We start from the raw sequence: 13,413 nt of genomic DNA on the forward strand, positions 1-13,413 counted from the left end.
ATCAGGTTGGTGCTGGTAAGGCGGGTGTTCACCTCTTCCATTTCGAACAGAGCCGTTAAGCCCCGTACTGCCGATGGTACTGCCGTCAAAGGCGGGAGAGTAGGAAGGTGCCACCTGTTGACACAAGAAGCGAAGAGAGAGCCGTTCATCGAGAGATGGACGGCTTTTCGCGTTTATAAACTTCTATAAAAAATAGAATGCTGTTGATGAGAACATGTCTTTCACATACAAAAGGGTCGCTAACAGCTGTCAGCGACCCTTTTGTATGTGAAAGACATGTTGTAATTATGCGTACACCATTGATTGAAAATTCGGCAATGTAATCTTTTCCAGTAATTGTTCTTTCAATAGCTCAGCCCAGGCGTTCATGTAGGCAACAACGTCATCACGTACGTTATGCTTCAAATAACGCGCTTCGAGTGGGAAACGAGCCAACACTTGTCGATCGTCAAGTTTTTCAAGGTGCTTCAAGTCTTCCAGCATCAATCCGGCGTTGAGCATTTCATTAATGACGATGTCGATGGGCATTTGGCTGGTCGAGCAATAGTCCTCTACCTGCTCATTCCAGTCACCGTACCGTTGCATGGCATACTGGTGGATTTGATCCCGGTTAAGCTTGGTCAATTCCTGAGCTAAATTCCCGCAATTACAGCCACCCATATGGCCCCACTGGTACGGTGCGCCATTTTTTAATTTAATAGCCGTACGGCGTAGTGCTTCGATGAGTTCGGGGGTAGGTCGTGCCATGACTACAATTGGTTTTCGTTGTCAAGATAACTAAATCGTATATAACGCTGCAACAGCCTGTTTTTGCGTTTTGTTCATCGTCGGCAAACATCCTGTGCCAAGTGCGTCCGACTCGCTCATTTACCGCACTAACTCCATAAGGTCTTTGTCATTTACCTCTTTACGAATATCAGCCATATCGAGAAAACGGGAGTAAATACCATCCAGTGTTGGCTTGTCATAGCGGTACCCGAGAAGTTCCAGGCGGTGCTTCAGCGCGTGGCGACCCGAGCGTGCAGTTAGCAGAATTGACGATTTATCGACACCTACATCCTGAGGGTTCATGATTTCGTAATTTTCGGAATGTTTCAAAAACCCATCCTGGTGAATCCCCGACGAGTGCGCAAATGCATTCCGGCCCACAATGGCTTTATTAGCCTGAACAGGCATGTTCATCATCTCGGCAACCAGGTTGCTAACTGGAAATAAACGAGTCGAATTAACATTGGTGTAAAAGCCCAGTTCTTTTTTAACCTTCAACGCCATGACTACCTCTTCGAGGGAGGTGTTTCCAGCCCGTTCACCAATGCCGTTCACAGTCACTTCAACCTGACGGGCTCCATTCATAATCCCGGCCAGCGAGTTAGCTGTTGCCAGGCCCAGATCGTTATGGCAGTGGATGGAAATAGTCGCTTGATGCACATTGGACACGTGTTCATAAATGTAGGCTATCTTTCGGCCGTACTCATCCGGTAAACAATACCCTGTAGTATCAGGGATATTCACAACCGTAGCACCTGCTTTGATAACGGCCTCGGTTAGCTGTGCCAGAAAGACCAGATCAGCCCGACCCGCATCTTCAGCGTAAAATTCTACATCTTCTACGTAGGTTTTGGCGTGTTTGACTGCAGCAACAGCCTGTTCCAGAATCTTTTCCCGCGTACTGCCAAACTTATTTTTGATGTGAATGTCAGATGAACCGATGCCTGTATGAATACGCCCCCGCTTAGCATACTTGAGCGATTCGCCAGCGGCATCAATATCTCCTTTTACAGCCCGGCTAAGGGCACATATCGTAGACTCCGTAACAGCTTTCGAAATCTCGACAATGGACCGGAAGTCGCCAGGGCTGGAAACCGGGAAACCGGCTTCAATAATATCCACGCCTAACAGCTCCAGCTCCTTAGCCACAATTACCTTTTCATCAGTCGAGAGCTGGCAGCCCGGTACTTGCTCACCGTCTCGTAGGGTAGTGTCGAAGATATATACTCGCTGGCTCATAGACTTGAAATAACTTTCTATTTAGTAACTGATTAAAAAAAGGCCCCATCTGCTTGAGAAAGGGCCTTGTATAAAAACACGTGCCTCTCTCAAGCTAAGGATAAGCTTAGTAGCTGCTCATTTTTGGATGCCGAGGTAGTGATCATATCGTTTGCGAAATTTCGCTAACTGCGTTATTACGCTACAAAATTAATGGTTCTTTGCATTGCTACAAGTGCCTGATGAATTTTAATTGTCTGCCAGTCAGCAATTATTGCTATAAAAGTGCTTTTAACACCTGCTCGCCCATCGCCTGCGTACCCAGGATCATATCGCGGGGGGTCGATAGTTCAGCAATATCACCTGTACGGAAACCAGCCTTCAACACGGCATCTACCGCCTGAACAACAGCTTCGGCTTCTTCTTTCATTCCAAACGATATATCCAGCATAAGCGCAACAGACAGGACAGAAGCTAAGGGATTAGCAACGCCCTTCCCTGTAATATCGTGGGCGGACCCGTGAATCGGCTCGTATAAACCCGTTGTGTCGCCGACGGAGGCCGAGGCCAGCATACCCATTGAACCCGCAATCTGGCTAGCTTCATCAGTAAGGATATCGCCAAATAGGTTGCCGGTAACCACTACATCGAAACGGCAGGGATCTTTAATGAGCAACATAGCCGCTGCATCAACAAACTGGTGCTCAACCGTAACTTCCGGGTAGCGGGGGGCAATTTCCTGAACCACCTCGCGCCATAAACGTGACGACTCCAGTACGTTTGCCTTATCAACGGAGCATAGTTTTTTACGGCGGGTCATAGCAGCCTCGAAGGCTTTGACTGTGATCCGTTCAACTTCATAACGGCTGTAGATCATCGTATCGTACGCCGTATTGTTATCGTCCGTACGACCCCTTTCACCAAAATAGACGTCGCCGGTTAGTTCCCGGAAGAAGAGGATATCGGCACCCCGCAGAATTTCGGGTTTGATGCTCGATGCGCTCAGTAGTTCGTCAAACAGTTTGATTGGTCGCAGATTTGCGTATAGACCTAATGCTTTACGAATACCCAGCAGGCCCTGCTCGGGACGGACTTTAGCCGATGGATCGTTATCATATTTAGGATGGCCCACTGCACCGAACAGAATAGCATCCGACGCCTTTGATTTGGTTATTGTCTCTTCAGGCAGCGGATTACCGGTTTCCTCAATGGCCGCGTGCCCGATCAGGGCCGTGTCGTACGTGAATTCGTGGTTGTACTTCGTGGCGATGGCGTCCAGCACCTGCTTACCAACGGCTGTTACTTCCTGACCAATACCATCTCCGGCAATAACTACAATGTGTTTCTTCATTTTGAAAAAGGAAAGGCAACCAGCAGACACAGCTCAAACAGCAACTATCGCTTCGTAACGCTTTCGACTGAGTGAATAAATTGAACAGAACTAACTTAACAGAGTGCTTATGACCTAAATCGTAACGGTTTTACTCCAGCGTGTTCAGCATCTTTTGCGTAGCCTTAATGGCCGATACCGTCTGGTCGGAGTCGAGACCCCGGGTTTTGAAATCTCCAGTCTTACAACGCCAAGTAATGATCGTTTCGCAAAGGGCGTCGGTTTGGCCACCGGTCGGAATGCGCACGGCATAGTCCGTTAGCAAGGGCAACGTCAGCTTCTTTTTGCCGTAAATTTTCTTTAACGCATTCATGAATGCGTCGTATTGGCCGTCGCCCTGCGCGCTTTCCTCAAACTGCTCTTCGGCAATACGAACCCGCAATGTAGCCGAAGGCTTGAGATCTTTGGAATGGGTAAGCACGTAGTTTAGCACCTCCACCCGCGATGCCATTGAGTTTGTGTTCAACACATCAGCAATAACGTAGGGCAGATCTTCCCGCGTGACCATTTCCTTCTGGTCACCCAGCTCGATAACCCGCTGCGTTACCTTTTTAAGATCATCTTCCGATAATTGAATGCCTAGTTCACGCAGATTATTCTCGATGTTGGCTTTGCCCGACATTTTGCCGAGCGCATAGCTGCGTTTGCGGCCGAAGCGTTCGGGTAGTAGTGCGTTGAAGTACAGGTTATTCTTCTTATCGCCATCGGCGTGAATACCGGCTGTCTGGGTGAACACATTATCACCAACAACGGGTCTATTGTCGGGAATTCGAAGCCCCGAGAAGGTTTCAACGATTTTACTGACCTGATAGAGCGATTTCTCGACAACACCCGTCCGCACTTCCGGCATAAAATCGCGCAACACAGCGATAGCACTCGCCAGCGGTGCGTTACCCGCCCGTTCGCCCAGCCCGTTAACGGTGAGGTGTATACCATGGGCCCCCGCCCGTACGGCCTCCATCACGTTGGCAATGCTGAGGTCGTAGTCGTTGTGGGCATGAAAGTCGAAATGCAGGGTAGGATAGCGGTTTACAAGCTGCCCAACGAAGGTGTAGGTCTCTGCCGGCGTCAATATGCCCAGCGTGTCGGGGAGCAATACCCGGAGAATGGATTGGGTTTGAAGGAAATCCAGAAACTGAAGCACATAGTCAGGCGAGTTGCGCATGCCGTTGCTCCAGTCTTCCAGATAAACATTGGCCTTCACACCCAGTTTATTAGCGGCACAAATGACCTGCTTTATGTCGGCGAAATGGGCCTCAGGTGTCTTTTTGAGCTGGTGCGTCAGGTGATTCATAGACCCTTTGGTGAGCAGGTTCATGACTTTAGCACCCGATGCCCGCATCCAGTCAAGTGAGGCTTCGCCATCGACGAATGTCAACACCTCAATTTTGTCGATCAGGCCAACGCTGGTAGCCCAGCGCGTAATCTGCTGCACCGCTTCCAGTTCGCCGGGCGACACCCGCGCTGAAGCGATCTCAACCCGGTCTACTTTTACTTCGGTCAGCAACAACTGAGCCAGTGCCAGTTTTTCGGACGCAGAAAACGACACACCGCTGGTCTGTTCACCATCGCGGAGTGTCGTGTCCATTATTTCAATGTAGCGACGTTTCATAGGTAATGATAGAATGAGTAAATGATAGAATGACCGGGCTGGCGAACCAGTGAATAGCGGATGTTCGATTTATTCACTGGTTCGCCAGCCCGGTCATTCTATCATTCACTCATTCACCAATTAGTTAAAAAGGTCGCGTTTCGGCAAAAGCAGCAATTTCGTTGTTCATCGACAGAAGGTAGTCGATGTCGTCGTAGCCGTTGGTGAGGTTGTGCTTCTTGTATTCGTTGATTGCAAAGCTCTCGCTCTCCCCCGTAGCCAGCAGCGTGACGGTTTGTGCCGGTAGGTTAACCTCCAGCTCCGTTGTTGGATCGGCTTCGATGGCTGCGAAGATTTTCTCGAGAAATTCGGGACTGACCTTAACTGGCAGGATACCGACGTTGATAGAGTTTGCCTGGAAAATATCGGCAAAGAAGCTCGACACGACGCAACGGAAACCGTAGTCATATATGGCCCAGGCTGCGTGTTCCCGGCTCGATCCGCTGCCAAAGTTTTTGCCACCCACCAGAATTTTTCGGGGCGCCCCTTCGCCCGAGTAGGTCGGGTTGTTCAAGACGAAATCGGCTTTGGGCGTATTGTCGTTATTGTACCGCCAGTCGCGGAAAAGGTTGTCGCCAAATCCCTTGCGCTCGGTGGCTTTCAGAAAACGGGCGGGGATAATCTGGTCAGTGTCGACGTTCTCGTTGGGCATGGGAACGGCACTGCTGCGAAGAATGGTGAATTTGTCGTAAGCCATTTTTTATATAATGTAGAATGGAAAATGAATAATGGAAAATGAGATCTCACCTGAGTTAACCAGGCGAAGCGTTCATTATTGATTATGCAGTTTCCATTAGTCCACGTGGATCCGTAACGACACCCGTAACGGCGGCAGCGGCTGCTACCAGCGGGCTTGCCAAGAGCGTACGCGCACCCGGTCCCTGGCGACCTTCGAAGTTACGGTTCGAGGTAGACACGGCGTATTTGCCTGCCGGTACCTTGTCTTCATTCATGGCCAGGCAAGCTGAGCAACCCGGCTGCCGTAGTTCGAAACCAGCCTGGGTCAGGATTTCCAGAATACCTTCTTCCTGAATCTGTTTCTCAACTACGTGCGAACCCGGCACTAACCAGGCCGTTATGTTGTCGGCTTTCTGACGGCCTTTTACAATCGACGCAAAGGCGCGGAAGTCTTCAATCCGGCCATTGGTGCAACTGCCCAGGAACACAAAATCGACCGGTTTGCCAATCATGGTTTCGTTTTCGGCGAAGCCCATGTATTGCAGGGATTTCTTATAGCTGGCTGATCCGTCTTTAACCGTGTCAGCCATAGGGATCTGGTGGGTTACACCCGTTCCCAGGCCGGGGTTCGTACCGTAGGTGATTTGCGGCTCTATGTCGGCTGCGTCGAAGGTGAGGTCGAGATCAAAGGTAGCGCCTTCGTCAGTTTTGAGCGACTGCCAGTATGGAACGAGTTTGTCCCACTGCTCGCCCTTAGGCGATAACTCACGGCCTTTGAGGTAGTCGAGTGTGGTTTGGTCAGGAGCGATCATACCGCCCCGCGCGCCCATCTCGATGGTCATGTTACAAACCGTCATACGGCCTTCCATGCTCATATTCTCAAACACTTCGCCGGCATATTCCACGAAATAACCGGTAGCGCCACTGGCCGAAGTTTGCGAAATAATGTACAGAATAACGTCTTTAGGCAGTACAGCTTTACCGGTCTTACCGTTAACGGTGATGCGCATCTTCTTGGGTTTCGGCTGCATGATGCACTGCGTTGCCAGCACCATTTCAACTTCTGACGTACCGATACCAAACGCAATAGCACCGAATGCACCGTGGGTCGAGGTGTGCGAATCACCACAAACGATGGTCATGCCGGGTAAGGTGATTCCGTTTTCGGGCCCTACAACGTGTACGATACCATTTTTGATGTGGCCCAGGCCCCAATGCGAAATGCCGTAGGTTTTGGCGTTGCGCTCCAGAGCCGCCAACTGGTTAGCCGACATAGGGTCGGCAACGGGTAGGTGCTGGTTGAGCGTTGGGGTATTGTGATCGGCGGTTGCAAACGTGCGATCGGGAAACAACACCGTAGCGCCACGGCCTTCGAGGCCTAGAAAAGCCACCGGGCTGGTAACTTCATGGATGAAATGGCGGTCGATGAACAACACGTCGGGGCCATCTTTAACCTGCCGGATGACGTGGGCATCCCATACTTTATCGAACAGGGTCGTTGGGGTACTCATAGTTCTAAAGGATAACTATTTGATAATTTTCTTTGTCAGGCTGATGAAGGAAATATCTTAATGCTTATTAGTTAAGATGTTCTTTTCATCAGTAGGGCAAATGAGTCAGGAAATATGGGTACAAATCTGGTACATGTTACTCAATGACTCATCCCGCCATTGGTCCAGTAAATAGCGATTTTAGTCCATCTATATGATTTGGGTGTAAAACCGTATTTATCGTGGCTGTAGAAAAGGAGTTATGCGGATGAATAAGCAATTTTCACTAACTACGTTTAGGCTCGTAATGCAGAACAGTAAGCCCACAACTAAACGATGTGGCTTTTATCAATGTAAGGCCCTGTTTGGTGTCAAGTTCCCTAAAGATTGGCATTCCGTTACAAATGGCAACCGGATTAATGAATAGATGGAATTCGTCGATCAGCCCCTGTTTGATCAGCGCCGAAACAAACGTTCCACCGCCATAAACAATGATGTCTTGTCCACCTTCATGTTTTAGTTTATTGATTTCGTCGGCAAGGTCACCCTTGGCTAAAATGGTATTGGCCCAGTCTGACTCGTCAAGCGTTTTGGTGAAAACTACCTTTTTTGTTCCATTGATCTTCGTTGCCCCTTCTTCCTGTGGGTTCGCTGCCCAATGTGGAATAAATCCCTGGGCAAGTTTTCGCCCGAGTACGATGCAGTCAACAGGTTCAGTCAACGCAGTTACATAGTTTTTAAGTGCGTCGTCCCAATTGAATGTCAGCCAGTCCATTTCTCCGTTCGGACCCGAGATGAATCCATCGACGGTCATTTGTACCTGAAGCTTCAGCTTTCTCATTGTCGTTTCCATTTGTTGAGGGTTTGAGGTAAGGTTGATCACCTGCTTATGTGCTATCTTGTCGTTGCCGCATCCTGTCCGGTTATGCGTCGTTTGCTACATTTGATCAAAGCGACAGCGCCACCAGTTCCCCCGGATGCCCGATAGCCCCAACGGCCACGACGATGTACTGTTTACCGTTTATGGAGTATGTCATGGGCAGACCGGATTGATTGGCTGGCAATTCGATCGCTGAGATGATGTTGCCCGTCGCTTTATCATAGGCTCTGAACTTGTTGCCGCCACCGCCATCGGAGCCGTACAGGCCCGCGCCTTCTCCGGCAAACAACAGGGTTTTCGTGACCAGCATACCCACCCGATCCGGCAGACCCGTTCTAGGAATCTTTATACCTTTCAGAGCTGGAACGTCGCGTACCCAACTCGGTGTATCGGCATTAGGCACCATCCATTTATGGTTACCGGAATTGAGGTCAATAGCCGTGATTCGTCCGTAAGGCGGTTTAACCAGCGGCAACCCATACGGACCAATGCGGGCGTTGCCCATATAAGCCACATAATCCATATCCGAAATAGCGGGAGCAGACTCCAGACTCATCGGCCGGATAACCGTGCTCGACGACACATACAACATGCCCGTTTCGGGGTCCAGCACACCGCCCTGCCAATTGGCACCGCCCACGGCATCGGGGAGCATGAGCGTACCTAAATTTTTCGGGGGATCGTACCGACTAACGGGTGTATAGAGCGGCCCCTTTTTATAGTGACTGACAATTTTCAGAGCCGCTTTCTTTATGTCGGGCGTGAAATCGACCAGAATATCATCCGAATAGCCCTGCCGGTCGAAGGCAGCCGGTTTTGTCGGGAAAGGCTGCGTGGGCGATGTCCATTCACCTTTTACATCGCTTTGAGGAACGGGCCGCTCCTCAATGGGCCAGACGGGTTTTCCGGTAACGCGGTCAAAGACGAACGCAAACGCCTGTTTGGTCACCTGCACAACCGCTTTAATGGGCTTGCCGTCTACCCGAATATCGGCCAGAATAGGCGGAGCCGGTAAATCGTAATCCCAGATATCGTGGTGGATTAGCTGGTAATGCCAGACTTTTTTACCCGTTTTGGCATCCAGACAAACCAGACTCTGCGAAAACAGATTGTTGCCGGGTCGATGCCCACCGTAGAAATCGCCGGTGGCGGCTTCCAGCGGCAGATACACATATCCTAAGGCCGGGTCTGCTGTGAGTGGTGCCCAGGCTCCGGCGTTTCCGGTGTACTGCCAACTGTCCTTTTCCCAGGTCTCGTTGCCGGGTTCGCCCGCCTGCGGAATCGTGCGAAAAATCCATAGTTGTTTTCCGGTTTTTACATCGTAGCCCATGATGTCGCCCCGAACCTGTTTTTTAGACGTCGGAGCCAGCCCTACCGGGAAACTGGCACCCATGATAATCACATCGTTGACGATGATAGGTGGCGATGTAGAACCAATGGTCGACGTGAGCGTGTCGACATGGGGACCGAGTCCTTTCTTCAAATCGACAACACCGTTATCGCCGAAATCAGGAATCAGGTGCCCCGTTTGCGCGTCCAGCGCAATGAGTTGAAAACTGGGCGTTATGTAAATGACCCGGTCTCTTCCTGTTGAGGGCGAGGTCCAGTAAGCAACGCCCCGGCCGGAGTTCTGGCGGGGTACATACGTTTTCCGTTCTTTTTCGTCGAACCGGAACGTCCACAACGTTTCGCCGTTTTCGGCATTGATGGCGGCTACCGTCCGGCTCAAACCCGCTGTGGTGAACAGAACGCCATTAACCATCAGGGGCGTCGATTTAAAATAATACTCCGGGCTGGCACCGAAGTTGTCGGTCTTCCATCGCCAGGCTATTTTCAGCTGTTTGGCATTGTCTTTATTGATCTGACTCAGGGGCGAGTAGTTCGAGCTGGCAAAGTCGCCCCGGTGCTGCCGCCAGTCGCCTTCAATGGTGATTGGTTTGGCCGTATAGTTAGCAGGCTTAAACTGCATACTCACCCGCGATGAGGGGGGAGGAGTACCAATCGGGATCAGTTTCAACCGCGCCGTTACTGACGGTAATGCTACGTCGCTCTCTGGGAATCCATTCGCATTCAGGATATACGCGATCAACGACGCGTATGACACATCATCCAACGAATGCGGGTTTGTTTTAGGCATGGACGATTTGGTGAGGTCGAACAACTGCCCTACTGATTTATCGCTCCATTTGCCAACAAATCGTTCACCAACCAGTGCGTTGCCGCCTTCTGTTCCGCGCAAATCCCGGCCATGACAGCTAGCACAGTGCGTTGAAAAGAGAGCGGCACCCGTCTCAGCCTGCTTCTGGGTAAAAACGCCCAGATTAGCCGTTATTCCAGTTTTTTTAGCGGGCTGCGATTGAGCCCTCAGGCCTGGATGAAACAGCAGTAGTATAGCGAATAAGCCAACGGAGACGAATAAGTTCTTCATGTAGCCAGAGTTACGGTAAGGTCTAAACGTACTGAAAAGTAGGCCTACTCGTGAATATACCGAAACTAGCTATGCAGATTGTCAAGGCTGAATACCAATGGTCTTACAAGGAAAGTCCAGGCTGGATGAGTAGACTAAACCAATACGTTTTCAATTAAATCTAACGATCAGTCAATCCCTTCCCATTGAGAATTTGCTGTATAGAGTGCTCAACCCTCGACTCCCGGGTTTTGGCTTGTTTAGGGGCCGAAAAGTAAAGGTTATAAGCTCGTTGCCGCCCTGGTGTCAATGCGTCAAACGCTGCTTTCAAAGCTGGGTCTTCATCCAGCCTTTGTTGAAACTCTTCAGGGAATAGGAGTTCGGTGTTCTTTTTGAAAACCACTGTCAAGCCTGCCTTCTCCACTTCGATGGCCTCAAAAATATAAGCTTTCAGCGTGGGTTTCCTGTCGACTATTGCCTGAACACTGGTAAAACGGATCTGGCGTCCGGCTTGTACGTTCTCCGTTTGCTGGACCAGCATACCACTAGCATCCTGCAACAAAGCCCCTTTGATAAAGAGCAGCGCGCAGTATTCTTTGAAGGCATGGATCAATACTACGTTACTTTTCTGAAGCGTATAACAGGGGACGCCCCACTTCAATTCTTCGGTCAGCCCACAGTCAAGAACGATCGATCTCAACAGCTCAAGCTCTTCCTGCCACTTTTGGGCTTTGTTAAAATAAAAATCGACGCTGGGATTCATTACTTGGTAGAGAAAAGAGGGATTGAATGTGAGTTACTGTACGTGCAGAGCGTGTGGTTATTATAAGCGAACATAAAGGTTTTGGGCAGGTTGGGCAATGGAATTTCATCTGCCCAACCTGCCCAAAACCTAATGTTAGCAGCAGTTTTTTCTATTGTCGTTGCGATAAAGTTGCTAATAATTCTTCCAGGTTTTTCATTGTCATTGCCGTTCCTTCCTTGAAGCCCATTTCAATCATCTTCTCTAATCGAGTGAGGGATTCATTATAAATAGAAATACTGACCGTTGTCTTTCCATTTTGCTCGCTGAAATTAAAGTCCCACTCAGAACCAGGTAATTCAGGATTTTCATCTTTGTCGGCAAAGGCATTCGACATTTTGAAATTGGTCTTTGGACTAATAGAGGTATATGTCTGAATGGACCATCGCTCTTGTCCTTCGGGGCCTACCATAGCATAAAACCGTCGCCCGCCAACTTCGAAATTCATATATTTTGTTTTTGAAGCCCAGGGCTTAGGTGCCCACCATTGGTCCAGAATTTCCTGTCTGGTATAGGCATCCCATACCAGCGAAAGTTTGGCATCAAACTCTCTGGTTACAATTGCCGTTTTTGTTGTTCTGTCAACGGAGAAATCAAATAGCAAATCATTTTTCATTTTTCCTGTTCTTTAATTGTTGATAATATATCGTCAAGTTGATTAAAACGGGTCTCCCAAATTTTTCTGAACTGATTTAACCATTTATCAATCTCCTTCATTTTATCAATTTCAAGAGAGTAGTAAATTTCCCTGCCTTGTTGCTCCTGTTTTACAATTTCACACTCTGTGAGAATACGAAGATGTTTAGAAACAGATTGTCGGGTAGTATTGAAGTTGTCAGCAATGGCGTTCGGCGTCATTGCCTGTAAGGCAATCAAAGTAATAATTGCCCGCCTTGTTGGGTCGGCTATTGCCTGGAAGATGTCTCGTCTCATATAGTTAGCATTTGTAGTTATGAAACCAATCGGTTGCAAATGTATGTGCAACTATTCGGTTTTGCAAATTTTTTTAGTCACATGGCTTGCCAGTCCACTTCCTATGCTGAACGATTACGTGTAGCCGCCTATCTAAATAGCGTTGCTTACCGATTCGACCCTAATAAACCGCCCCGTTTGGATAGAACTGCCTTCGCTGCCCGTAAGCACGCCGAGTAAGCTGGCAAACCTGCTTCGTGCTGCCGGTCGTCCTCGTGATCAGAACGATTTGGACAACCTTGAACAGGTTAACCTACTAAGTAATCTTTATTCGCTCAAGTTTGCCCGCTTCGGGGTATTGCCGTACTGCTGCTTGTAGGCTTTAATGAAATGGGATACGCTTTCATAACCGATTTCCATGCTCACTTCCGATACATTCTGGTCGGTATTGCGCAGTAGGAAATGTGCGTGTTCGAGCCGTTTTCTACGGATCCAGTGTCCGGGTGACGTATGGAAGTGCTCCTCGAAATCGCGTTTGAAGGCTGACAGGCTTCGACCCGATAACCTCGATAGCTCGTTCATGGATAGAGGCTTGAGGAAATAGGTGCTCATCAGGTAATCGAGGTCGGTTTTCTGACCCTGGTAGATATGCCAGAGAATAGCCCGCAGATGATGGGCCGTGTCGAGTTCGAGTAAATGTAATAACAGTTCCTGCGACTTGAGCCGCAGTAACTCGTTTAGAAATGGGGTCTTTGCGCTAAAATAAGGGAGTAATGAATCAATGAACGTCGCGAACGTAGCCGATGAGGTCAGGGATTGGATTGGATCGGTGGGGAGGGGCGTTTGACGGTTTTCGAACAGGTTCAGGTGCTGGCCGACAAACTCTTTCAGCGATTTTTCATTCACGAAAAAGACCAGACTCTTGTAGTTGGCGTCGATGGATTCGTTCATCGAGTAGCAACCCCGCTGGAAGAAAAGTATCTGGCCTTTGTGTACGTGTAGCTCCTGCGTGGGCGAGTTGAACTTCTTTTCGCCTTCCAGTACCACAATGACGGCATGTTCTTCAAAGAAGACCTCGTTCCGTTCGGGATATACGTCACTACGGTAGGCCACAAACGTCATCTCGGAGCCGTCGGGCCGCTGAATATTCAGGGACTGAAACTGATTGGCCTGGATGGAGGAGGGAACACGAAGCATGAAAGGAGGCTTATTCTTTA

At 49.4% G+C, this 13,413-nt stretch carries 12 protein-coding genes and 1 rRNA gene; 1 reads left to right on the forward strand and 12 read right to left on the reverse strand.

What is annotated here, in order from left to right; translation table 11 throughout:
• Positions 1-5 precede the first annotated feature (5 nt).
• Positions 6-116 (forward strand): 5S ribosomal RNA (gene rrf / locus FH603_RS03630).
• Positions 117-285: 169 nt separating this feature from the next.
• Here the strand turns inward: rrf and FH603_RS03635 are convergent.
• The 12 genes from FH603_RS03635 to FH603_RS03690 all read right to left on the reverse strand — a co-directional run bounded on the left by FH603_RS03635 (position 286) and on the right by FH603_RS03690 (position 13,393).
• Positions 286-747 carry a hypothetical protein gene (locus tag FH603_RS03635; protein WP_186736109.1) on the reverse strand — a complete coding sequence of 154 codons (462 nt, stop codon included), beginning with the start codon at positions 745-747 and terminating at the stop codon, positions 286-288.
• Between the two features lie 120 nt (positions 748-867).
• Positions 868-2,007 (reverse strand): 2-isopropylmalate synthase, encoded by a 1,140-nt coding sequence (locus tag FH603_RS03640; protein WP_186736110.1) that lies wholly within the window; start codon positions 2,005-2,007, stop codon positions 868-870.
• A 256-nt stretch (positions 2,008-2,263) separates the two neighbouring features.
• Positions 2,264-3,337, reverse strand: a complete 1,074-nt coding sequence (gene leuB / locus FH603_RS03645) for a 3-isopropylmalate dehydrogenase (RefSeq protein ID WP_186736111.1) — start codon at positions 3,335-3,337, stop codon at positions 2,264-2,266.
• A gap of 130 nt (positions 3,338-3,467) precedes the next feature.
• Positions 3,468-4,988, reverse strand: coding sequence for an alpha-isopropylmalate synthase regulatory domain-containing protein (locus FH603_RS03650; RefSeq protein ID WP_186736112.1), 1,521 nt, complete (start codon positions 4,986-4,988; stop codon positions 3,468-3,470).
• Positions 4,989-5,112: 124 nt separating this feature from the next.
• On the reverse strand, positions 5,113-5,724 hold the full coding sequence (leuD, locus tag FH603_RS03655) for a 3-isopropylmalate dehydratase small subunit (RefSeq protein WP_186736113.1): 612 nt from the start codon (positions 5,722-5,724) through the stop codon (positions 5,113-5,115).
• 82 nt (positions 5,725-5,806) lie between these two features.
• A complete protein-coding gene (gene leuC / locus FH603_RS03660; RefSeq protein ID WP_186736114.1) occupies positions 5,807-7,216 on the reverse strand; it encodes a 3-isopropylmalate dehydratase large subunit in 1,410 nt (469 codons plus the stop codon).
• A 265-nt stretch (positions 7,217-7,481) separates the two neighbouring features.
• Positions 7,482-8,048, reverse strand: a complete 567-nt coding sequence (locus FH603_RS03665; RefSeq protein ID WP_317171214.1) for a dihydrofolate reductase family protein — start codon at positions 8,046-8,048, stop codon at positions 7,482-7,484.
• Positions 8,049-8,142: 94 nt separating this feature from the next.
• Positions 8,143-10,503 (reverse strand): outer membrane protein assembly factor BamB family protein, encoded by a 2,361-nt coding sequence (locus tag FH603_RS03670; RefSeq protein ID WP_186736115.1) that lies wholly within the window; start codon positions 10,501-10,503, stop codon positions 8,143-8,145.
• Positions 10,504-10,663: 160 nt separating this feature from the next.
• Positions 10,664-11,245 (reverse strand): YdeI/OmpD-associated family protein, encoded by a 582-nt coding sequence (locus FH603_RS03675; protein WP_186736116.1) that lies wholly within the window; start codon positions 11,243-11,245, stop codon positions 10,664-10,666.
• A gap of 151 nt (positions 11,246-11,396) precedes the next feature.
• Entirely contained in the window at positions 11,397-11,900 is a 504-nt protein-coding gene (locus FH603_RS03680; protein WP_186736117.1) for an SRPBCC family protein, read from the reverse strand.
• Positions 11,897-12,217: an ArsR/SmtB family transcription factor gene (locus tag FH603_RS03685; RefSeq protein WP_186736118.1), complete on the reverse strand. Its 321-nt coding sequence runs from the start codon at positions 12,215-12,217 to the stop codon at positions 11,897-11,899. Before FH603_RS03685 ends, FH603_RS03680 begins: the two co-directional genes overlap by 4 nt.
• A 306-nt stretch (positions 12,218-12,523) precedes the next feature.
• On the reverse strand, positions 12,524-13,393 hold the full coding sequence (locus FH603_RS03690) for a helix-turn-helix transcriptional regulator (RefSeq protein ID WP_186736119.1): 870 nt from the start codon (positions 13,391-13,393) through the stop codon (positions 12,524-12,526).
• Positions 13,394-13,413: the final 20 nt, after the last annotated feature.

This window comes from Spirosoma utsteinense, from assembly GCF_014282275.1.
GTDB lineage: Bacteria > Bacteroidota > Bacteroidia > Cytophagales > Spirosomataceae > Spirosoma > Spirosoma utsteinense.